The sequence below is a fragment of the Staphylococcus sp. aM genome, from assembly GCF_052975125.1.
The window spans coordinates 1836916-1859378 of sequence record NZ_CP121447.1; the positions used below are offsets into that span (position 1 = coordinate 1836916).

21 protein-coding genes are annotated in these 22463 nt (G+C 31.9%); 7 read left to right on the top strand and 14 right to left on the bottom strand.

Features of this window, described 5'->3' with window-relative positions:
• The first annotated feature begins 479 nt into the window (after positions 1 to 479).
• Together P7F85_RS09035 and ltaA are read left to right on the top strand one after the other, a co-directional pair.
• On the top strand, positions 480 to 1655 hold the full coding sequence (locus P7F85_RS09035) for a diglucosyl diacylglycerol synthase (RefSeq protein ID WP_002465636.1): 1176 nt from the start codon (positions 480 to 482) through the stop codon (positions 1653 to 1655).
• A complete protein-coding gene (gene ltaA / locus P7F85_RS09040) occupies positions 1633 to 2820 on the top strand; it encodes a lipoteichoic acid biosynthesis MFS flippase LtaA (RefSeq protein WP_015365213.1) in 1188 nt (395 codons plus the stop codon). The genes P7F85_RS09035 and ltaA overlap by 23 nt, the downstream gene beginning before the upstream one ends.
• 79 nt (positions 2821 to 2899) lie before the next feature.
• On the opposite strand, the gene P7F85_RS09045 is transcribed toward ltaA, so the two are convergent.
• The 3 genes from P7F85_RS09045 to P7F85_RS09055 all read right to left on the bottom strand — a co-directional run bounded on the left by P7F85_RS09045 (position 2900) and on the right by P7F85_RS09055 (position 6073).
• Positions 2900 to 3409 carry a YjcG family protein gene (locus P7F85_RS09045; protein ID WP_046464308.1) on the bottom strand — a complete coding sequence of 170 codons (510 nt, stop codon included), beginning with the start codon at positions 3407 to 3409 and terminating at the stop codon, positions 2900 to 2902.
• Positions 3410 to 3572: 163 nt separating this feature from the next.
• Entirely contained in the window at positions 3573 to 4319 is a 747-nt protein-coding gene (locus P7F85_RS09050) for an esterase family protein (protein ID WP_002465611.1), read from the bottom strand.
• A gap of 191 nt (positions 4320 to 4510) precedes the next feature.
• The gene (locus tag P7F85_RS09055) at positions 4511 to 6073 is read right to left on the bottom strand and encodes an alanine/glycine:cation symporter family protein (protein ID WP_447158542.1); all 1563 of its coding nucleotides are present in this window, start codon (positions 6071 to 6073) and stop codon (positions 4511 to 4513) included.
• Positions 6074 to 6283: 210 nt separating this feature from the next.
• On the opposite strand from P7F85_RS09055, the gene cozEa reads away from it, so the two are divergent.
• The gene (gene cozEa, locus P7F85_RS09060) at positions 6284 to 7369 is read left to right on the top strand and encodes a lipoteichoic acid biosynthesis protein CozEa (RefSeq protein WP_002465608.1); all 1086 of its coding nucleotides are present in this window, start codon (positions 6284 to 6286) and stop codon (positions 7367 to 7369) included.
• A gap of 97 nt (positions 7370 to 7466) precedes the next feature.
• Here the strand turns inward: cozEa and fabI are convergent, their stop codons facing one another.
• From fabI to P7F85_RS09095, 7 genes are all read right to left on the bottom strand, one after another.
• Entirely contained in the window at positions 7467 to 8237 is a 771-nt protein-coding gene (gene fabI / locus P7F85_RS09065; RefSeq protein ID WP_046464307.1) for an enoyl-ACP reductase FabI, read from the bottom strand.
• Positions 8238 to 8441: 204 nt separating this feature from the next.
• Positions 8442 to 10286, bottom strand: a complete 1845-nt coding sequence (locus P7F85_RS09070) for a monovalent cation:proton antiporter family protein (protein WP_002465616.1) — start codon at positions 10284 to 10286, stop codon at positions 8442 to 8444.
• Between the two features lie 10 nt (positions 10287 to 10296).
• Positions 10297 to 11688 carry a magnesium transporter gene (mgtE, locus tag P7F85_RS09075; RefSeq protein ID WP_002465623.1) on the bottom strand — a complete coding sequence of 464 codons (1392 nt, stop codon included), beginning with the start codon at positions 11686 to 11688 and terminating at the stop codon, positions 10297 to 10299.
• A gap of 24 nt (positions 11689 to 11712) precedes the next feature.
• Entirely contained in the window at positions 11713 to 12567 is an 855-nt protein-coding gene (locus tag P7F85_RS09080; protein WP_002465618.1) for an RluA family pseudouridine synthase, read from the bottom strand.
• Positions 12564 to 13373, bottom strand: coding sequence for an NAD kinase (locus P7F85_RS09085; protein WP_002450766.1), 810 nt, complete (start codon positions 13371 to 13373; stop codon positions 12564 to 12566). The genes P7F85_RS09080 and P7F85_RS09085 overlap by 4 nt, the downstream gene beginning before the upstream one ends.
• Positions 13374 to 13385: 12 nt before the next feature.
• Positions 13386 to 14021 (bottom strand): GTP pyrophosphokinase, encoded by a 636-nt coding sequence (locus P7F85_RS09090; RefSeq protein ID WP_002450767.1) that lies wholly within the window; start codon positions 14019 to 14021, stop codon positions 13386 to 13388.
• Between the two features lie 16 nt (positions 14022 to 14037).
• Entirely contained in the window at positions 14038 to 14385 is a 348-nt protein-coding gene (locus P7F85_RS09095; RefSeq protein WP_002450768.1) for a UPF0738 family protein, read from the bottom strand.
• Between the two features lie 233 nt (positions 14386 to 14618).
• Here P7F85_RS09095 and P7F85_RS09100 point away from each other — a divergent pair, with 233 nt between their 5' ends.
• From P7F85_RS09100 to yjbH, 3 genes are all read left to right on the top strand, one after another.
• The gene (locus P7F85_RS09100) at positions 14619 to 15200 is read left to right on the top strand and encodes a CYTH domain-containing protein (protein WP_002465631.1); all 582 of its coding nucleotides are present in this window, start codon (positions 14619 to 14621) and stop codon (positions 15198 to 15200) included.
• Between the two features lie 89 nt (positions 15201 to 15289).
• Positions 15290 to 15661 carry a truncated hemoglobin YjbI gene (locus P7F85_RS09105; protein ID WP_015365216.1) on the top strand — a complete coding sequence of 124 codons (372 nt, stop codon included), beginning with the start codon at positions 15290 to 15292 and terminating at the stop codon, positions 15659 to 15661.
• Between the two features lie 16 nt (positions 15662 to 15677).
• Positions 15678 to 16481, top strand: coding sequence for a protease adaptor protein YjbH (gene yjbH, locus P7F85_RS09110; RefSeq protein ID WP_002465634.1), 804 nt, complete (start codon positions 15678 to 15680; stop codon positions 16479 to 16481).
• A gap of 327 nt (positions 16482 to 16808) precedes the next feature.
• Here yjbH and pepF read toward each other — a convergent pair whose 3' ends face one another.
• The 4 genes from pepF to spxA form a co-directional block, all read right to left on the bottom strand.
• Positions 16809 to 18617, bottom strand: a complete 1809-nt coding sequence (pepF, locus tag P7F85_RS09115) for an oligoendopeptidase F (RefSeq protein WP_019235850.1) — start codon at positions 18615 to 18617, stop codon at positions 16809 to 16811.
• Positions 18618 to 18661: 44 nt separating this feature from the next.
• Positions 18662 to 19648 carry a competence protein CoiA gene (locus P7F85_RS09120; protein WP_002465630.1) on the bottom strand — a complete coding sequence of 329 codons (987 nt, stop codon included), beginning with the start codon at positions 19646 to 19648 and terminating at the stop codon, positions 18662 to 18664.
• 117 nt (positions 19649 to 19765) lie between these two features.
• Positions 19766 to 20485, bottom strand: coding sequence for an adaptor protein MecA (mecA, locus tag P7F85_RS09125; protein ID WP_002465643.1), 720 nt, complete (start codon positions 20483 to 20485; stop codon positions 19766 to 19768).
• Between the two features lie 260 nt (positions 20486 to 20745).
• Positions 20746 to 21141, bottom strand: a complete 396-nt coding sequence (gene spxA, locus P7F85_RS09130) for a transcriptional regulator SpxA (RefSeq protein WP_002450775.1) — start codon at positions 21139 to 21141, stop codon at positions 20746 to 20748.
• A 286-nt stretch (positions 21142 to 21427) separates the two neighbouring features.
• Between spxA and trpS the strand changes: the two genes are divergently transcribed.
• On the top strand, positions 21428 to 22417 hold the full coding sequence (trpS, locus tag P7F85_RS09135; protein ID WP_002465641.1) for a tryptophan--tRNA ligase: 990 nt from the start codon (positions 21428 to 21430) through the stop codon (positions 22415 to 22417).
• The last annotated feature ends 46 nt before the right edge of the window (positions 22418 to 22463 follow it).

Genomic DNA, 22463 nt, shown 5'->3' on the forward strand with positions numbered 1-22463 from the left:
TTTCTTATAATATTAGTTTATTGATTCTATAGCGATTAAGTCGCGTTATTCCTTTGTATGTTCAAGAGGAATATTAATTTAGCTTATTCAAAACTTTGAAAATGTAAATTTATACCTTATATATTAATCTACTATTAAATAAAACTAAAATTCTTGTTATTTGATAGATTTTAATAATACATATTTGTTAAACCATGCTAACATTATAAATAGATTATCAACCTTATATAAAGTAATTATAAAGAAAATCCATCACTTGTATTAAGTTCTTTCAAATTTATTTTTAAGATAGTTGTGGTATAATGCATAAATACAATTTTTCAAGCAATGTCATATTACCCTTTTAAATTGTAATTAAGACTAAATTGCTACAAATCAATGGTATTTCATGTACACGTAATCACGATATTCCTTTTATAATGTATTAAAATACGTTACACTTATTATAAATTTTAAAAATTAACGGAGGGTGGCTTTTAATGGTTACTCAAAATAAAAAGATATTGATTATTACTGGTTCTTTCGGTAACGGTCATATGCAAGTTACTCAAAGCATCGTAAACCAATTAAATGAAATGAATTTGGACCATTTAAGTGTGATTCAACACGACCTATTTATGGAAGCGCATCCTATTTTAACTTCTATATGTAAAAAATGGTATATCAATAGCTTTAGATATTTCAGAAATATGTATAAAAACTTTTATTATAGCCGCCCTGATCAACTAGATAAATGTTTTTATAAATATTATGGTCTAAATAAATTGATTAATATACTCATTAATGAAAAACCAGATTTAATTTTATTAACATTCCCTACACCAGTTATGTCTGTTTTAACAGAACAATTTAATATCAATATTCCAGTTGCTACAGTGATGACTGATTACAGAATGCATAAAAACTGGATTACACCAGAATCTGATCGCTATTATGTAGCCACTGAAGATACCAAGAAAGATTTTATCGAAGCAGGCGTACCTGCCTCTCAAATTAAAGTCACGGGAATCCCCATTTCAGATAAATTCGAAGAACATATTGATCAAAGAGCTTGGTTGAGTAAACATCACTTAGATCCTGATAGACCTACAATATTAATGTCTGCAGGTGCTTTTGGTGTTTCAAAAGGATTCGACCAAATGATTAATGAAATTTTAGAGAAAAGTAAACATTCACAAGTTGTTATGATTTGTGGTCGTAGTAAAGAATTAAAACGCTCTTTACAAGCTCAATTCAAAGATCATCCTGATGTTCTCATTCTAGGTTTTACAAAACATATGAATGAATGGATGGCATCAAGTCAATTAATGGTTACAAAACCTGGTGGTATTACAATTTCAGAAGGGCTTACTCGTTGTATTCCAATGATTTTCTTAAATCCAGCTCCAGGACAAGAATTAGAAAATGCGAATTATTTTGAGGATATGACGTTTGGTAAAATTGCCAATACACCTGAAGAGGCTATAGATATCGTTACGCATCTTACAAATAATGAATCAATATTAAATAAAATGACTTCAAACATGAGAGAATCTAAAATTGAGTATGCCACTCAAAAATTATGCAAAGACCTATTAGAACTATTAGGCCATTCTTCGCAACCAGAAGAGATTTATGGAAAGGTGCCTTTGTATGCAAGATTCTTCGTTAAATAACTATTCTAATAATAAAAACTTTATAATTATGCTTGTCATTTTATTTCTTATGGAATTTGCTAGAGGTATGTACATATTAAGTTATATTAACTACCTACCTACTGTCACTTCTATTGCAGTTGCAGTGACATCTTTAGCATTTTCTATACATTTTATAGCAGATGCAGCTACAAATTTTGTGATTGGCTTTTTATTAAAGAAGTTTGGCGCTAAATTAGTATTAACTTCTGGGTTTTTACTAGCATTTCTAAGTTTATTCTTAGTTATTTGGTTCCCATCATCACCAATAGTCATCATAATTAGCGCAATCATGCTTGGTATAGCCGTTAGTCCTATTTGGGTTATCATGCTATCAAGCGTTCAAGAAGATAAACGTGGTAAGCAGATGGGTTACGTATATTTTGCGTGGTTGTTAGGTTTATTAGTCGGTTGGGTAGTAATGAACTTCTTAATTAAGATACACCCATTACATTTTGTATTTATGATGTCTTTAGTCGTATTAATCGCATGGATATTATACTACTTTGTTAATATTCAATTGACTAATTACAATACTAAACCTGTAAAAGAACAATTATTACAGATTGTAGATGTAACTAAGCGACATATTATTTTATTCCCAGGTATATTACTCCAAGGTGCAGCAATTTCAGCTTTAATACCTATTCTACCCACATATGCTACAAAAATAGTACATGTCTCAACGATTGAATATACAATCGCAATCATGATAGGTGGAATTGGTTGTGCTATATCAATGCTATTTCTTTCAAAAATAATTGATAAAAATAGTAGAGGCTTTATGTATAGTATTATATTTGGCGGGTTCATCTTATACACACTTATGATATTTGGATTATCATTAATCACAAATATATATATTGTGTGGGGAATCGCGTTATTCATTGGTCTCATGTACGGTATCTTATTACCCGCATGGAATACTTTTATGGCTGGACACATCAATCCAAAAGAGCAAGAAGAAACTTGGGGTGTATTTAATAGTGTGCAAGGTTTTGGGTCTATGATTGGTCCTTTATTAGGTGGCTTAATTACACAGTTTACTAATAATTTAAATAATACTTTCTATTTTTCTGCACTTATTTTCTTAGTTTTAGCCTTATTTTATGGCTATTACTTTATAAATAGAAAACGTGCTAATTAAATAAAAATGGAGTGAGATAAAGATCTATGTATCATAGATTCCACTATCTCACTCCATTTTTTATAACTATTTATAATTTTTAATTTAACTTAAATGTATCGATAACTTTCCATTTATCTTCTTCAGTGCTAAATTGTAGTAATGATAATTCATCGATTGTCTCTTTATGATCTACCCCTGCTAACTCTACTTGACCATAAATATCTTCAAATTCTTGGCTTGAAAGACCTTGAGCAATTGTAAAATGAGGTACAAATTGATGTTCGGCCTTACCATAGAAATCATCTGTATTAAAACGATCGAAAATTTCTTCAAGTTCATCATTCTTAGCAACTTTAAAGTAAATGACATTATTTATTGGTTTAAAGCTAGATGCTTTAGTTGCATGAATATCAATTGATGAAATACCTTTAATTCGAGTTTCAATTTCTTTTTTAACTGAATCTAAATCCGCATCGTTAATTTCAAATTGAGATTTCACAGTAATATGTGGCATAATTTGCGCATAATGTGTATCATAACGCTTACGATATGCATTTACCTCTTCTTGAAATGACTTTGATGGGATTAAAGCTAATCCTAAAATCATTTGAATTCCTCCTTTGTTTAACCTATTTCCATTATATCAAAATTCTATGAAAACCGTTACTTTAAACTTAAAAATATTTTTTCTATTTTAAACAATATACATAATAATATTTGTACGTTATTAATTTGAATAACGATTGAACTTGATCATTAATAAGTATAATTTACTCTGGTAATTCCTCATCTAAAAAGTATTTTAAAATATCCCCTAATAAAGGTTTCCATGATTTCCAATTATGACCACCTTCAAATTCTTGATAGTGATAACGAACATCAAATTGATTAATAAGTGCATTCAACTCGCGATTAGGTGTTAAGAAGTTAGCTCTCTTGCCATTCGTAGGTAATGTGAAGTCTTCCTCTTCTAAACCGATTCCATGCCAAATAGAAAGTTGTGATTTCGTGTCACACCCCTCAACCTTTTCTTTAACCACTTCATCGTATTGTGGACTTAACATTGCTACTTGGCTAAATATCGTTGGATAGGTTAGGGCTGTAAGTAATGCTATACTTCCAGCTAAACTATCACCCATCAATAGTCGAGCATTCCCCACTTTATAAGTAGGAAAAGTCGCATCTATAAATGGTAATAGTTCTTTACCAACTGCTTGGACAGTTAAATGTGATCGGCTACCTTTTGGATGAAACTCTTCACGACGTTTTTCTACATCTTCATAATGAAAACCAACAATAATCGCTCTTTGAATTTCATTATCTTTACGTAGCTTTTCATATTCTCGTTGGATTCGTCCAAACCTTAAAAAATCCAAACCGTCGAAGCATATAATCACTTGGTATTTAAATAAATCAGTATATTCTTCAGGCAAGTAAATAGAAATAGTAACATCTCTTTCTAATATGTCACTATAAAATATATGTTTGTTAATTTTACCTGGTTTAAATTCAGACATGTTAAAACGCCCCCTAGTAGTATTATTTATATTGTACCAAGAGACGTTATATTTTTAAATTATGTGCGTTATGAACTTTGATAAACACTGCAAAATTAAATCAGCAATATGTTAATTTGTTGTACTTAATCTAATAATGACTTACAAATGATAACTAATTACTCTAATTCTTTAAATAATAAACTCATTATTTATTTTTCATTTTTCAATCTTTCTGGATAAGTTTTCAACCAAAATATTGCATTAGGAATTTTCTTTGCATCAGGCTTGTAAACCGCATGGTAGCCAGAACCCAAATGTGCCTTTTGTCGTTCATAATCTTTGAGGGCTTCTAACGCAGGTTTATGCAATATCCAAATTGCTATAATATTCAACCATGCCATTAATCCAACACCTAAATCCCCTAAAGCCCATGCGACATCGGCTGTTTTAATTGAACCATAAAAAGTTGCAAATAATAAAGCTAATCTTGCTATGATAAAGAAGATGTGTGTAGTACTTTTACTTTGATGTCTAGTTAAATATGCTACATTAGTCTCTGCGATATAGTAATAAGCCAATATCGTCGTAAAGGCAAAGAAGAATAAAGCAATGGCAATAAAGTATGAACCAATACCAGAAAAATGGGGATCAAAATGGTAACCACTTCCATGGAAAGCTTTATCTATACCTGCTTGAGCATACATTGCAGTACCTGAATAATCTTTACTGCCATCTGCATTTTCTACAAATATTCCTCCATCTTTGATTAAATGTGGTGTGCCATTCGAATTAGTCTGACCATCTGTTACGTTATATGTACCTGAAAGTAAAATAATGAGTGCTGTTGCTGTACATACAAATAATGTATCTACATAAACTGAGAATGATTGAACGAGTCCTTGTTTTGTTGGGTGAGAAACTTCTGCAGCAGATGCGGCATGCGGTCCTGTCCCTTGTCCTGCTTCATTAGAATATAACCCTCTTTTTACACCTATCTCAATCATGGCACCGACTATACCACCAAACGCTGACTGTAACCCAAACGCAGATTTGAAAATAAGTGCAAATAAAGCTGGAACATGTTGGATATTAATAATAATAATGACTATTGCCATTAATATATATATGACTGCCATAAACGGTACAACTGCTGTAGCAACATTAGCAATTGAACGTAATCCACCAAAAATAATTAATGCTAAAATAATGACAACTATAATAGCTACTATCCAATTCGGAACATTAAAAGCATTATGCATAGAGCTTGCAATTGCATTTGATTGTACACCGGGTAAGAGTAGACCTACTGAAATGACTGTAACAATCGCGAATACTAAACCATATATTTTCCCGAATTTTCCACCTATCCCATATTCAATATAGTATGCTGGTCCACCTCGATATTCTCCCTTATCTTCACGTTTAAAAATTTGTCCTAAAGTGGATTCAATAAATGCACTACTCGCACCTAGAAAGTCGCTAATCCACATCCAGAATACAGCGCCTGGTCCTCCAATAAATATAGCAGTCGACACACCTACAATGTTACCTGTCCCTACACGCCCTGCTAATGACATTGCTATAGCTTGAAAACTTGTAATACCACTTGGTGACTTTTCCCCTTGGAACATTAAACGTATCATCTCTTTAAAATGTCTCACTTGGAAAAAACGCATTCTCAAACTAAATAAAATCCCTGTTAATAATAGTCCGTATACTAATGGTTTACTCCAGACGAGATCATTTAAAAATGTAACGATTTTTTCAATCATCGTATACCCCCTTAATTATTATCGATTAAAAAAATTATACAATGTACATTTACACTTTACAATATATTTTCAGAATTTTCATTAAATAATATGTATTTTTAACTTACTCAATATGACACTTTATCAATCATGACTCTTTTGTAGCTTTTCAATTTGAGATATACTATATAAGACTATAAAAAATGAAAATTTTCAGGAGGATCTATATATATGTTAAACAAAGTTTGGTTTAGAACCGGCATAGCTCTAATTATGTTGTTCATACTCATCAAGCTATTTATGCAAGTGCATGAAGTATTTACACCAGTTGTAACTATCATCGGTTCTGTTTTTCTTCCTTTTTTAATTAGTGGATTTTTATTCTACATATGTTTACCATTTCAAACATTATTAGAAAAATGGGGATTCCCAAGATGGGCAAGTATTTTAACTATATTTGTAGTATTAATTGCAATTATCGCTATTGTTGTAGCATTTATCGCACCTATCATTATTTCAAATATTAATAACCTAATTAAACAAACACCTGCCTTACAAAGAGAAACTGAGCGTTTAATCAATTTCTCACTAACACAAATTGATAAATTACCAAGTGATGTCACACATCGAATTAATAACATGGTTAAATCAATGGGAGATGGCGTGACTGATGTGTTATCTAACTCAATTTCATATATCACATCATTAATTTCTACTATCTTTTTATTAATCATGGTACCGTTCTTCCTTATTTACATGTTGAAAGATCATGAAAAATTTATTCCTGCTGTAGCTAAATTTTTCAAAGGTGAACGTAAAGTATTTGTCGTAGATTTATTAAAAGACTTAAACTATACATTAAAATCTTACATCCAAGGTCAAGTGACGGTGAGTGTTATTTTAGGTATCATTTTGTATATTGGTTATACAATAATCGGCTTACCCTATACACCGTTACTTGTTTTATTCGCTGGTGTTGCCAACTTAATACCATTCTTAGGCCCATGGCTATCTTTCACGCCAGCAGCTATTTTAGGTATTATCGATGGACCTTCAACTTTCATTTGGGTATGTGTCATTACGTTAATTGCTCAACAATTAGAAGGTAATGTCATCACGCCAAATGTAATGGGTAAATCACTTAGCATGCATCCATTAACAATTATTGTTGTCATATTAGCTGCAGGTGATTTAGGTGGTTTCACTCTCATTCTGATTGCCGTACCTTTATACGCAGTGTTAAAAACAGTTATTAGCAATATCTTTAAATATCGTCAGCGTATTATCGATAAAGCAAATAGCAATGTCAAAGATTAATCTTATTTATAAAACAAAAAGACCAAGTGATTATTTTATTAATCACTTGGTCTTTTATTATGTTATAAGTAATATACATAAATAGTTAATAACTCAATTATTTAATTGCGTGGAATCCACCATCTACATGAATATTTTCACCTGTAACACCACTTGATAAGTCACTTAATAAGTATGCAACAGTTTTACCTACTTCTTCTTGATCCACATTACGTTTTAATGGTGAACGTTCTTCAATTTCTTTAAGAATAGTATTGAAACCACCAACACCTTTTGCACTTAGCGTACGGATAGGACCTGCTGAAATTGCATTAACACGGATATTATCTTCACCTAAGTCTAATGCTAAATATTTAACATTGGCTTCTAAACTTGCTTTGGCAACACCCATAACATTATAGTTTTGTACTGCAAATTCGCCACCTAAATAAGTAGTTGCAACTATGCTACCGCCTTCAGGCATTAATTTTTTAGCTTCGTGTGCAACAATTGTTAAAGAATATGAACTAATATCTTGTGCTAATAAGAAACCATCTCTTGAAGTTTCAGAGAAACGTCCTCTTAAATCTTCCATATTTGCAAATGCGATTGAGTGGTAAACACCGTCTATATTACCTACTTCTTCACCAATTTTCGCAAATCCATTGATAACATCTTCATCACTTTGAACATCAATTTGATATAAACGTGCTTCAGGTTGATTTAATTGATCTAATAATTTTTCTAATTCTTTACGGCTACGTTCTTTACGATATGTAAATACTAATTTTGCACCTAATTGGTCCAATACTTTTGCAACACCAAAACCAATACTACGTTTATTAGCAATTCCCATAATGACGTAAGTTTTATTTTCTAGATTTAACATGCAAATAACTCCTTTAATTTAGATATATGTTAGTTTATTTCAAACGTTTCCTTCTTTATTCACTCATCATATTCTAACACTTTTAGTACCAGATAATAAAGTATTTTAGATTGGTATAACTTCAATCATCAATTTAGACTTTCTTCATCAATAACAAATCGCCTGTAAGTATTCCTTATACTTACAGACGATTGCTATTATATATTAATAATAAAATTCTAATTCTTGTTTTAATTCGTCAACATATTCTTTTGAACCTGTAACAATCAATCTATCTTTATAGCGCAATTGTGTGTCACCGTGTGGAACGATAGAATCATTGTTACGGACAATTCTCACGAAGATTATATCTCCACCGAATGGGAAGTTACGTAATTGCATATTTTCATATTGGTGATTCAACATTTGAATTTCATATAGAGACGTTTCTACGTTACTTAATAAGTTAAGCATATTTGGTGTTTCTATTAATCCTTTAAGTAAAATCTTATTACTTAAGTAGTTACTGAAAATTTCAATACCTAATGATTTCATTTCCATATCTTCATTAGTACTTTCTAATCTACAAATAACACGTTCAACACCATGTTCTTTAGCCATTAAAGCCACTTTTCTATTTATTTCATCATCATTCGTCGCACAAACAACAATATCACGATCAAATAGACCTAATCTTTCTAATATCTCTTGTTCATAGTCAGCTATTTCAATCATTGTAATTTCATCGGATAATTTTCGACTGTCACTTAAATCCTTACGATAATAGAGTGAAATATCGTATAGTTGTGACGTTAAATTCTGAGCAATTGGAATAGTAAGTTGGTTTTTACCAATTAAACTAACTTCTATACGACGATTCATTTCATTTGGCACAGGGAATAATTTTTTAAAGATGACTGGTACAAATACACATGTAATTACAGCACTTAATATCAGTAACCCTGATGTTTCAGGTGAGATCGTCTTAAGTTGTTCAGCAATTTTAGCTGCTGCAATCACAAGCGATAACGTCGATGTTAATAAAAAACCAGAGGCAATCGTGGTTTTCAAATCAAACCAACGTTTGATTAAGAATACTGGTATCAACTTAGATACAATAAATGCCAAGATTAATATTGGAATAATAATCAGTAATGATGGTTCTTTAACAAGTGACGGAATATTTAAATCGACTCCTACCATAATGAAGAAAATTGGAATAAAGAATCCATAACCAAAGGAATCTAACTTTTCAACCATTTCTTCGTCAGGATTTAATAATGACACTACAACACCGGCTAAAAATGCACCGAGTATGTATTCTGCCCCTACGCCTTCAGCCAAAGCTACAAGCAATATAATAAGCGCAAAGACGGCACGAATACCAATTTGAGTTGTACCACCCATTAACTTTTGTAAAAACGACATACGCTTAAATAGTACACCGATAACATAAAATACGATTGTAAATACAACTAATATACCTGTTAGCCAAATCGTACTACCACCATGGCCGTTCACCGCACCATATATAGTTAATAATATCATTGTGACTAAATCAGCTAATACCGCTACTAATAGGATAAATTGTCCAATCGTAGTTCTCATAATGTTCATTTCTTTTAATGTCGGTACTACGACGCCTAAAGAAATTGTTGAAATGATAATAACCATTAATAATACATCGTCGATTAAACCAAACCATTTAAATGCAAAAGCTAAAATGATTGATACAATCATGATTAAACCGAAAACTAACATAGCTAGATTTAAATGCCCAGGCACTTTCTTTTCTTCTTTACTTTCACCTTGTCGTGGGCGTGAATCCTTTTTAAACGCATTAAAATCAATTTCCAAACCACTTAAAAACATTAAAAAGATAAATCCTAATGTTGAAAGAATATTAAGCATAGAATCTTTTGTTACGAGATTTAAAAATGAATTTCCTATGATAATTCCCATTAAGATTTCAGCGACAACCACTGGCAAAAAGTTGATATTTAACCTATTAACGATAATAGGTGTTAAAAATGCAGCAACGACTACAATCACAAGTGATAAGAACTCCATTCGTTCCTCCTTAAGTTAAATAAGACATAAATGATGTTGCTAAGCCAAAATAAATTAACATACTAACAATATCATTAATTGTAGTAATAAATGGACCGCTTGCTACTGCTGGATCAATTTTTAATTTATTCATAAGTAATGGAATCATTGAACCTACTAATGTTCCTACTGTCATAGCACATGTCAAACTACCACCTACGATGACTGCTAATAAAGGTTGTCGATAGATTGAAATGATAATAATGATTAAAATAATTGAACAGACAATTCCAGATAATAATCCGCTTCCCGCTTCTCTTAAAGCTACTTTAAACTTGCTTTGTTCATCAATATCTCCTGTTGAGATATTACGTACAGAAACGGCTAATGATTGTGTACCAGAATTACCTGACATCCCGCTAATAATAGGAATGAATGCTGCTAATAGTGCAACTTTAGATAATGTATCCTCAAAACTACCTAGAATCGTCGCAGTAATCATGCCTAAAAACGTTAAAATGATTAACCACGGTAAACGTTTCATCGCTGTTTTAATCACAGAGTCATTCGTAGAATCAATATCAGAAACCCCGGCTAAACGAGAGTAGTCTTCACTAGCTTCTTCGTCCATTACATCTAGAATGTCATCGATTGTAATGATACCTAGCAAATGATTTTGATAATCTACTACTGGTACCGCAATAAAATCATAGTCTCTCATGATTTGTGCAACGTCTTCTTGGTCTGTTGCAACGTCAACGCTAATGACACGTTCGCTCATGACATCTTCAATATAAGCATCGTTTTCAGCGGTGATTAAATCCCTTAATGATAAAACACCTACTAGTTGATCATCTTCATTCACAGCAAAAATGACATATATGGTTTCTGCATTAGGCGCTTGCTCTTTAACATGCATCAATGCTTCTTTCACAGGCGTTGTTGATTTTAAAGAAAGATATTCCGTCGTCATAATACCGCCGGCAGTATCTTCTTCATAATGTAACAATGCTTTGATTTCATTTGCATCTTCGTTATTCATTAATGTGAGTAAACTAGCAACTTTCGGTTTGGATAATTCGTTTAAAATATCTACCGCATTATCGTAAGACATCTCTTCTAAAATATGACTCGCATAGTTTGCATTGATATTATCGAATAGCTCCTCATATTCTTCATCATCTATATCTAAATGGTCGAAGAAATCAGCAACTTCACTAGGAGATAAGAATTCGAATATCTTTTGCCGTTTTTCTTCATCGGTATCTTCAAAGTACTCACTTTGTTCGTAATTATGCATTGATAAAAATTCTTCTCTAAATGCATCAATATCGCCATCTTGTAATAATTGATCTAATAAATCTTTATCATAAACGTCTTCGTTCACATTTTCTTTCTCTTTTAATTCTGTGTCGTTAGACAAATTAAACACCTCCAAAACAATTTTTTATATTAAGTCATACCATTGATTGAGTTGTTTATGATCAATTTCGATATGTATCATATTTTTATTAACTGGATGTTCAAAAATGAGTTTTGAACAATGTAAGCACTGCCCCTCTATTTTACCATGTTTTCCACCATACAATGTATCACCTATTAAAGGGTGACCGATATATTGAAAATGCACTCTAATTTGATGAGTTCGACCCGTACAGAGTTGTACTTCACAGCAACTAACATTCTCTTTTTGTTTTAAAGTACGAAACACTGTTTTGGCATATTTCCCGTTCTCAGATACACATCTTTCTATAATACTTTCATCGCTTCTTGCAATAGGAGCTTCAATCATGCCACTAGGTTCAGTCATACCGTATGCTAAACACGTATAAACTTTGTCCATTTTGGCTTTTGAAAATAAATGATGTATATATCCATATTTCGCAAAAAGTACAATCCCAGTAGTATTGCGGTCTAAACGGGTTACTATATGAGGATTGGTTCGTTCACCTTTATGATGTAAATAACCTAATACTTGTTCAACTAAGCTTTCATGTGGATGTTCACGTGACGGTGCACAGTTTTGTCCATTAGGTTTAGATACAATAATGATATAGTCATCTTCGAATAATATATCTAGTGGCTTCATATAAGGTGTTAAATTGGCACTGGGTACTTCTATAGGTAGTTGAACTTCTAGCTGATCACCAAAATTCAATTGATATCTCACAGTGACATGTCTCTGATTGACAAGTAAAGCGCCATTAGTTTTAATGGCGCTAATTGTCTTCTTCGAAAAGTCATGTCGTTGTAAAAATGATTTAAGCGTTTCTTGCTGTGTAATCGTATATCTGAAAATCATACTTCATCATCACTTGAAATAAATGAATCGTGTACCCTCTTCCAAAATGGGAATGGTCTGAAGCGTGCAAATCTTACCTTTTCATTTGCTACTCTATACTGGATTGCATTTACATTTTTATGCTTAATACTCACGTGATCAATCGTAGTTCTTATTGTGTCATGATTGACCGGTGTTATCAAACACGTGTGATGTTTAGGAAGTACTAATGGCGACCCCACTGTTCTAAACACACGATTGTTGATTGAAGCAATTTCTGCAATTTGCATTGCTTCTAAAGATGGATGAATTAATGCGCCACCTAATGCTTTATTGTATGCTGTTGATCCAGATGGCGTAGATATACATAGCCCATCTCCTCTAAAACGCTCAAAATGTTTACCACGAATATTAACATCCACAACTAATGTTGATCCATTTTCAGTTTTCATTGTAGCTTCATTCAATGCTAAATACCTTGTTTCATAACCATTATTATTATATCGAACAATGATTTCCAATAATGGATATTCAATAACTTGAAATTCTGAATTATTGATTTCAATAATCAATTTCTCGACTTCATGAGGTAACCAGTCAGCATAAAACCCTAAATGTCCGGTGTGCACACCAACAAACGCCACTTTCGAAAGCATATGACTATATTGATGAAAGGCTTGTAATAAAGTGCCATCCCCACCGACTGAAATGACTATTTCTGGGTTTTCATTATCTTCAACCATTTGAAAATCTTTCATATAGTTAATCATTTTATGCTTTAACGCATTAGATTTCGAATCACCTTTAGTTAGGATTGTATAACGCATGTTTACACCTCATTAGTCATTTTCATGTTTTTTTGCACGCTTTTGAGTATAATATTTCTGTGCTTCTTGAATTTCATCTTTAATCTCGGACATTTCTTCATCTAATAAGTAAGCCGCTTCTGCCGCCCTTTCTAAACGATGCTGTATCTCATCTGGATAATCTCCATCATATTTATATCGTAATGTATGTTCTATGGTTGACCAGAAATTCATAGCCAACGTTCTAATCTGAATTTCAGCTAAAATAGATTTTTGTCCATTTAATGTTTCAATAGGATATTCAATAATTACGTGGTAAGAGCGATATCCACTTGGTTTGGTATTGCGAATATAGTCCCTTTCTTCAACAACACTAAAATCCTTACGTTGACGTAATATATTAACTACGACATCTATATCATCCACAAATTGGCACATAATTCTGAGTCCAGCTATGTCATACATTTCTTCTCTTAATCTATCAAATGGAATTTCCCTTTTGTTTGCTTTATCTATAATACTTGAAATAGGTTTAACGCGGCCTGTTACGAATTCAATGGGAGAACTGTGTTCACTAATCTCATATTGTTTACGTAATCCTTTTAATTTAACTTTTAATTCATTAACAGCCTGTTTATACGGTGTTAAAAATTGATCCCACTGGTTCATATTACTTCACTCCGCTTCATTCTAGTTCAAAAGTTTTTTCAACAGCAGAAACAAACTCCTTACCATAGTTATTATTGCCTTCAATATTGTCTAATATGTAATCTAATTCCTCTTGGAAATGTTTAAGTTCTAACTCATCGTTTACAATAAGTTTCTTACCTTTGTTTTCATGTAACATCGACCATGTTTCTTCTACAAAGATTAAATACGAATAGGATTGACCATCATCTAAGATGTATGCAAATCCATAATTATCACTGTCAACAAGCATTTGTCCTACTTCTTCTAATCCTTCGATTGAATCTTCTGAATAACAGTAAATTGTATCGTCTTTCACTTTGATTTCATTTATATATATACGCATGCTTGCCCCTCCTTATTCCATATTAGTTTAACATAATTTATGCTTACATCACACGTATGTAGCCGAATATTGTCACTTTATTATATGTATTTGAATTTTTTAATATGACTTATTATTCTAATTTCATTTTTTTATAATGATTCTATTTTCAAAACATTGTCTCACTTTAAAACAAGAACCATTTCAGTCATACTATTAATAAAACAAACAACGTTGTAGAGGAGTAACAATGAATGACAACAAATAATGAAATTGAATTCAAACAAATACTTAGTGAATCAGCATATAATGATATTAAAAATCAATATTTCAAAGAAACATCACCTTTCAAACAAACAAATTACTATATAGATACTGCAGACTTTAAACTTAAGGATCACTATTCTGCATTAAGAATTCGCGTTAAAAATAATACTTATGAGATGACACTCAAAGTACCTGCAGAGGTAGGTTTAACTGAATATAATTTCAATGTCACGCTTGAGCCTGAAATTGACAAAACAATTTATCACGACCAATTGCCAGATGAGATTAGACAAATACTAATGGAGGACTTTGACGTTAAAGATGGCACATTATTGATATTAGGTGCTTTAACTACGTATAGAATGGAAACCTCCTATCAAAATGAACTTCTTGTGTTAGATAAAAGTGAGTATCTTGGCACAGAAGATTGCGAGCTAGAATTCGAAGTACATGATTATGACGAGGGCTTACAAAAGTTTAATGACTTACTGAAATCATTTCATATGACTCATGAAAAACCATTAAACAAAGTCCAACGTTTCTTTAACAGAAAAGCTAATTTAGCCTAACAACAACAATGGAAGCCATAATGCAAATTACTTTCAAATGTAAAAATTCATGTTATATTAGATATATATTAATGAAATACGGTGATATTATGCCTAAAACACCATATGACATCATAGGGCAAGATGCACTATATCAAATGATTGATCATTTTTATGATTTAGTTGAAAAAGACGATAGAATTAATCATTTATTCCCTGGTGATTTTATAGAAACGAGTCGAAAACAAAAGCAATTTTTAACTCAGTTTTTAGGAGGCCCTGATTTATATACGCAGGAACATGGACACCCCATGTTGAAAAGACGACATATGGAATTTACGATTACTGAATATGAGCGCGATGCTTGGTTAGAAAATATGTCTATAGCAATTAATCATGCTAACTTCCCTGCTGGGGTTGGTGACTATTTATTTGAAAGATTGCGACTAACAGCTAATCATATGGTGAATTCCGAAAAATAATTGTAGGTGAAAAGACATGGCTGAAGAGTTAAGAGTAATGGAGAATAAGAGTCGTGAAGATGCAAATACTGATCTATCACCTGTATGCAAAATAGAAATTTACTCTTTTTTCGATCCCTTTAGTAAAGATTGTTTCAAAATTTCGGCAATCTTATCAAAACTAAGAATTGAATATAATCAATATATACGTGTAAGACATATTCTTAATCCTTCATTAAAAGTTTTAACAAAATGCCAAGCACAAAGCACCTCTGATTTCGATAATATTGCATTAGCTTACAAAGCAGCTGAATTACAAGGTCGTTTAAGAGCAGAGCGATTTATTCATTTAATGCAAAATGAAATTATACCAAAACGCGATATTATCACCGAAGAAATGATATGTGATTGTGTAAAAAATGCTGGAATTGATTATGATGTGTTTAAAGAAGACTTACAGAAAAGCAAACTAACAGAAAGTTTAAAAGTTGATTTGCATATAGCACGTGAAATGGAAATAGAACAATCTCCATCCCTCGTATTCTTCAGTGAAGACGTGCATGAAGAAGGATTAAAAGTTGAAGGTCTTTATCCATATCACATATACACATACATCATCAATGAACTTATGGGGACACCAATTGAAAAGAATTTGCCTCCGAAGTTAGAAACTTATATACAACAGAAACAACTTGTGACAATGGAAGAGTTACTCACGATTTATGAGTGGCCTGAAAAATTATTAAATAAAGAATTGAAAAAACTCATGCTACAACAGAAAGTGGAAAAATTAAATTATCCTGATGGCAAGTTTTGGAAATCTAAAATGCCTAAATGTTGAAAACTTACTGTGGTTCAATATTTAAAAATAAGCGCAACAGATATCAAATGATCTGTTGCGCTTATTTTTTGTTTATTCATAATTTGTATAATTTATGTATATTGTTTACTGCATATTTTACAGCAAATAAAAAAACGCCGTGTCTGATTACACGACGCTAAACAAAGGGGATGGGAGAAATTTTTCACTTCAAACAAAGGGGTATGTTTGTTATGTGATTAATTTCATGTTCATAATATAACACGACGTATATCCCATTTCAACCTTTGTGTTTGATTAAATTTAAATTGTCACAATCTGTTCATAATGTAAGCGAATTCAATCATATTAAGCTTTCATTAGTTTTTCAAAAGCATCTAATTTCTGTTCGAAGACTTCACATGCTTGTTCAATTGGTTCAGGTGATGTCATATCTACACCTGCATTTTTTAAGATTTCAATTGGATAATTTGAGCTACCTTTTTTCAAGAATTCATTAATATATCTTTCAACAGCTGGTTGGCCCTCTGTTAAGATTTGGTGGCTTAAACTTTGTGCAGCACTATAACCAGTTGCGTATTGATATACATAATAATTCATATAGAAGTGAGGAATTCGTGACCATTCTTTACTAATGTCTTCATCTGTTTCAACTGCATCACCAAAGTATTGTTTATTAAGTTTGGCATACTCTTCATTCATGCGATTCGGCGTCAATGGTTCACCTGCTTCTTCAATTTGATGAATTTTATGTTCAAATTCTGCAAACATAGTTTGACGGAATAAAGTTGCTCTAAAGCGTTCAAGTTCTTGATTCAACAATAATAAACGTTTGTCGTCATCTAAATGCTTATCCATATAGTCGCTTAATAAAGCTTCATTACATGTTGATGCTACTTCAGCTACAAATATTGTATAGTCACTTAAATTGGATGGTTGATTTTGACGACTGAAATAACTATGTGCTGAATGACCAAATTCATGAACTAAAGTATATAAATCTGAAACTGTATCTGACCAGTTTAATAAGATGAATGGGTTGGTTAAATGTGCACCAGATGAATATCCACCAGATCGTTTACCTTTGTTTTCATAAACATCAACCCAACGGTTGTCCAATCCTTCTTTAACCACGTTTAAATATTCTTCTCCCATTGGTTCAAGTGCTTTTAACATCCATGATTTAGCTTCTTCATAAGGCATTTCAAATTTAACGTCTTTCACCAATGGTGTATATAAATCATACATTTTTAAGTCATCGATGCCTAATAACTCTTGTCTTAAACGCGTATATCTATGAAGTAATGGTAAGTATTTGTGAACCGTTTTAACTAAATTATCATATACTTCTTCTGGAATATGGTTATTACTTAAAGCTTTTTCACGGGCAGATTTATAGTGATGCGTACGCGCATTAAACACATTTTTCTTCACTTCACCTGCTAATGTTGCTCCTAAAGTATTGTTATGAGATCCATAAGCTTTATATACGTTTCTAAATGCAGATTCTCTTAAAACACGATCATCTGACTCTAGATATTTAATAAATGTACCTTGCGTTAACGGATGTGCTTTACCATCTTTATCAATAGCATCTTCAAATTCTAAATCCGCATTACTGAACATACCATATACGTTAGACGGCGTAGATAAAGCATCTTGTGCTTCAGTCAATAATTTTTCAGTATCAGCATCTAATATATGTGGGCGCTTTTCATTGATGAGTTGTAGATCAAATTCATATTGTTTTAATTTATCGTTTGATTGAATAAATGTTTGAATTGTCTCTTCATCAAGTTGTAAAATTTCTGGTACTAAAAAACTCCATGCTGAACTAAATTTAATAATTAATTGATGTGCACGTGCTTCCATGCCTGTATACTGATCATTGGCAGTATCTTGGTCTTGTTTTAAGTGGGCATAGACATATACCTTTTCTAATTTGGTGCCTATTTCATCTTCTAATGCTAAGGCTTGATATAAAGTATCTGCACTATCTCCTAGGTGACCTTTAAACTGTTCTTCTTTACCGATGTCGTTTTCGACATCTTTAAATGCCGCTTCAAATGCATCATCACTTGGGAATATCGTTGTTAAATCCCATGTATATTCAGGATATTTACGTTCCTGTTCTTCTCTAGATAATTGTTGACTCATCATGTAAACCTCCTCGAAATAATCAATAACTTAATTTTCTCATTTTAATAGATAATTTGCACGTCATTACAATTCAATTTTCGTGCATTTTGATACTGTTCTATTATTTTATTTAACAGTTTTGATTTGCTGTAATGATGATATGCAAAATCTCGCAACTTAATCACTGCCCCTATATTCGCAATCGTCAATTCGTCATGAATTTCTAAAAGTCGAAGTTGTAGCTGCCATTCAATTGGATGGGGTTTGATATAAATTTGTAGTGGGATAATAATGCCAAACTGTTGAATGACTTGCTTGTCATTGAGTTGCAATTGATACATAGCGCTTAGAGTTGGTTCTAATACAGAATTCTTACGACGGCAATGTTGGATATATCTATTTATAAGGCTTTCGCCTAATTTATAACATACCATGTTTTTATGTCTTTTTTCTGTCAGTAATATTGTCATATCTTCAACTATGTCTCTTTTTGCAAGAAATTGCCGCCCTCCTAGATGCTGGATATTTGAATATCTGATTAATTGGCAAAACTTTTCTTGCCATGTATACAAAGACCTATGGGTCGCATTTATAAAACTGGCTTGATGATCATTTAATGTCAATTTACCGTTTCTGTATTTGATATCTTCGATAATCCAAAATGGTCTAAGTCCGACACTCATTAGCCCTGCGGTACGCTTTTGAATTTCAGACAACGGAATGTTAGAAAATTGTACCTCAATCGCAAATGATGAATTAACAACAATATCAGGAAACTGTTGTATATTCTCATAATATGGTTCAACTTCAACTTTAAAATTCAACCTTTTTAACATGGAGGCAATTTTGTATTTTGTTTGATAATGCAAAGCACTTTCCCCTTTTGAACGCCATATCTTACAAGGATTCACATGTGCAAAATGTGCTATTACTTTCGTTCCAATTTTTAAAATCACTTTTGATTTACAATGTGGACAGAAATAATTCTGATTCTTTATTGCTTGCTTTGCTAACACACATTCATGATTTTCATTTATAGCTACTAACATCGGTTCACCTCATATATTTCAACGAAGCAAACTTTCAATTTACTTGTGTAACTTGACCCTTGCATTAACCATAAAAAAACGAGACATCCACATGTCTCGTTTATCAATCTATTAAATTTATTCAGTTGCGTCAGTAAAGTAACGACGCACTTGTGAAGTAACGTTATGGCTCATTATAATCTTACCATAATCATTTAAATATACTTCTGTTTTATCAGTTGGGTATGCAAATTCTAATAATTGACTATAACTATCATTAATTGTCTCTTGATCGACCGTGTCATCAAAATGAATAGCATAGTAATATTGTGAGTCAATCATATAAAGTAAATCTTCAAACTCATCAGCACTTTGATTATTGTGATATGCATAATTAATGACTTGTTCTAAATCCTCAAATTTTACAATCACTGTACGAATATTGGCTTGTTTGCGTTGTCTTTGAGATTGTTCTTGTTGCGCTTTCTTTTGTTGATTACGTTGTTCAAATATATTTTCGATATTATCTTCGCTTTCAAGCGTTTGAGCTAGAAGTTCATTTACTTGGTCATCAAATTGATCAAAATTACCATCTTCAGCCATATTCATGGCATCTTCATTTTTAGACTTAGAAATAGTCACTTCCACGCCCTTTTCAAAGGCATGTACTTGAATCCATAGTGGTCCTTCAACGACAAAATCTTCTTCTTCATTAATTTCATCCATCATTGACCAGAAGAATTCTTCACCGCGTTTGCGGTTAGTCCATAAATCTTCACGACTAAAACCACGAGCTTCTATGTCGCTATATGTTATAAACAATTTAACTGTTGTATCATCAACGCGTTCTATTCTCATATCATCTCACTCCTTACAGTCGATGAATAGTAACCATATTGTATTAGAACGTGACTCAAATTACAATCTATTTGTTTGATTAAATTTAACTATTCTTAAGATGGCTTCTTATATTAACATATTCCCTATTTTAATGCTAAAAAACAGCGCATTTGTTCATGATTTATTTAAAAAAATACACAAAAGACAACACCATTTAACAATAGTGTTGTCTTAATATCTTTTAGTAAAGTGATAAAATCACATAGTTATTAAAGTTATTAGTCAACCAAACGTTGAGCTTCTTGTAATTGGAACGTACGGACTTTTCTTGGTAAGAAACGTCTGATTTCATCCTCGTTATAACCTACTTGTAAACGTTTATCGTCTAAAATGATTGGGCGACGTAATAAACCTGGATTATCTTGAATAATTGAATATAAATCTTGTAATGGTAAAGAATCAATATCAACATTCAATTTTTGGTATGTTTTAGAACGAGTAGAAATAATTTCATCAGTTCCGTCTTCAGTCATTTTTAATATTAATTTAATTTCATCGATTGTTAAATGTTCAGAAAAAATGTTACGCTCCGTATATGGAATGTCATGTTCTTGTAACCATGCTTTCGCTTTACGGCAAGATGTGCAACTTGGTGAAGTAAATAATGTTACCATACATCTCACTCTCCTATAAATGGATTCATTCATTAATTTTAAATTAGTTATAGATTAAAGAAATGATTGTTATTTGCTTTCTTAACCTTACAATATATATTATAACCATCTAACATTAAAATTAAATGAGAAAATCCTAATTTTTCTGAGAAATCTTGAAATTATTCAAAATTATCTCACAAACTATTTAATACTTAGATATACATTCATTTTAACACAACTTACAATTTAAAGAAATACTGTTATAATGAGAGATAAATAATATTTGAGAAAGTAGGCATCTAATATGGAAACATTATTTTCAGGCATTCAACCAAGCGGTATACCAACAATTGGTAACTATATAGGTGCATTAAAACAATTTGAAGAAATACAAAATGATTATGATTGTTTCTTCTGTATTGTTGATCAACATGCAATCACTGTACCTCAAGACCGTTTGAAATTACGCAAACAAATTAGACAACTCGCAGCAATATATCTAGCTTCAGGTATTGATCCTGACAAATCTACCCTATTCATTCAGTCTGAAGTCCCTGCACATGTTCAAGCAGGATGGATGCTCACTACAATAGCTTCAATTGGTGAATTAGAACGTATGACACAATTTAAAGATAAAGCTCAAAAACGAACTGATGGCGTCCCAGCTGGATTACTTACTTATCCACCATTAATGGCAGCTGATATAGTTATTTATAATACTAATATTGTTCCTGTTGGTGAAGATCAAAAACAACATATGGAATTGACACGTAATTTGGTAGATAGATTTAATAGTCGTTATAATGACGTATTAATTAAACCAGAAATCCGTATGCCAAAAGTAGGTGGTCGTGTGATGAGTTTACAAGACCCTACTAAAAAGATGAGTAAAAGTGATGATAATCAAAAGAACTTCATTTCATTATTAGACGAACCAAATGTAGCAGCTAAAAAAATTAAAAGTGCTGTTACTGATTCAGATGGTATTATTAAGTTTGACCGTGATAATAAACCAGGGGTTTCTAATTTACTTTCAATCTATTCTGGTTTAACTAACGAACCTATTAAAGATATCGAAGCGAAATATGAGGGAGAAGGTTACGGAAAATTCAAAGGTGATTTAGCTGAAATAGTTAAATCATTCCTAGTTGACTTCCAAGAAAAATACGACGCATTTTATAACTCTGATGAACTAGATGATATTTTAGATAAAGGTAGAGAAAAGGCACATCAAGCATCATTTAAAACATTGAAAAAAATGGAAAAAGCTATGGGTCTTGGCCGTAAAAGATAATCGATTCACTATACGAAAAAGCACTGAGGTTACACAACCTCAGTGC

What these genes read in the sequence shown, in the direction of transcription:
- P7F85_RS09105 (WP_015365216.1), top strand. Translation starts at nt 15,290, where the DNA reads ATGCCTAAAACACCATATGACATCATAGGGCAAGATGCACTATATCAA.
- spxA (WP_002450775.1), bottom strand. Translation starts at nt 21,141, where the DNA reads ATGGTAACATTATTTACTTCACCAAGTTGCACATCTTGCCGTAAAGCG.
- P7F85_RS09095 (WP_002450768.1), bottom strand. Translation starts at nt 14,385, where the DNA reads ATGCGTATATATATAAATGAAATCAAAGTGAAAGACGATACAATTTAC.
- cozEa (WP_002465608.1), top strand. Translation starts at nt 6,284, where the DNA reads ATGTTAAACAAAGTTTGGTTTAGAACCGGCATAGCTCTAATTATGTTG.
- fabI (WP_046464307.1), bottom strand. Translation starts at nt 8,237, where the DNA reads ATGTTAAATCTAGAAAATAAAACTTACGTCATTATGGGAATTGCTAAT.
- P7F85_RS09100 (WP_002465631.1), top strand. Translation starts at nt 14,619, where the DNA reads ATGACAACAAATAATGAAATTGAATTCAAACAAATACTTAGTGAATCA.
- pepF (WP_019235850.1), bottom strand. Translation starts at nt 18,617, where the DNA reads ATGAGTCAACAATTATCTAGAGAAGAACAGGAACGTAAATATCCTGAA.
- mecA (WP_002465643.1), bottom strand. Translation starts at nt 20,485, where the DNA reads ATGAGAATAGAACGCGTTGATGATACAACAGTTAAATTGTTTATAACA.
- yjbH (WP_002465634.1), top strand. Translation starts at nt 15,678, where the DNA reads ATGGCTGAAGAGTTAAGAGTAATGGAGAATAAGAGTCGTGAAGATGCA.
- P7F85_RS09045 (WP_046464308.1), bottom strand. Translation starts at nt 3,409, where the DNA reads ATGATTTTAGGATTAGCTTTAATCCCATCAAAGTCATTTCAAGAAGAG.
- P7F85_RS09085 (WP_002450766.1), bottom strand. Translation starts at nt 13,373, where the DNA reads ATGCGTTATACAATCCTAACTAAAGGTGATTCGAAATCTAATGCGTTA.
- P7F85_RS09050 (WP_002465611.1), bottom strand. Translation starts at nt 4,319, where the DNA reads ATGTCTGAATTTAAACCAGGTAAAATTAACAAACATATATTTTATAGT.
- P7F85_RS09035 (WP_002465636.1), top strand. Translation starts at nt 480, where the DNA reads ATGGTTACTCAAAATAAAAAGATATTGATTATTACTGGTTCTTTCGGT.
- P7F85_RS09120 (WP_002465630.1), bottom strand. Translation starts at nt 19,648, where the DNA reads ATGTTAGTAGCTATAAATGAAAATCATGAATGTGTGTTAGCAAAGCAA.
- ltaA (WP_015365213.1), top strand. Translation starts at nt 1,633, where the DNA reads ATGCAAGATTCTTCGTTAAATAACTATTCTAATAATAAAAACTTTATA.
- trpS (WP_002465641.1), top strand. Translation starts at nt 21,428, where the DNA reads ATGGAAACATTATTTTCAGGCATTCAACCAAGCGGTATACCAACAATT.
- P7F85_RS09090 (WP_002450767.1), bottom strand. Translation starts at nt 14,021, where the DNA reads ATGAACCAGTGGGATCAATTTTTAACACCGTATAAACAGGCTGTTAAT.
- P7F85_RS09055 (WP_447158542.1), bottom strand. Translation starts at nt 6,073, where the DNA reads ATGATTGAAAAAATCGTTACATTTTTAAATGATCTCGTCTGGAGTAAA.
- P7F85_RS09080 (WP_002465618.1), bottom strand. Translation starts at nt 12,567, where the DNA reads ATGATTTTCAGATATACGATTACACAGCAAGAAACGCTTAAATCATTT.
- P7F85_RS09070 (WP_002465616.1), bottom strand. Translation starts at nt 10,286, where the DNA reads ATGGAGTTCTTATCACTTGTGATTGTAGTCGTTGCTGCATTTTTAACA.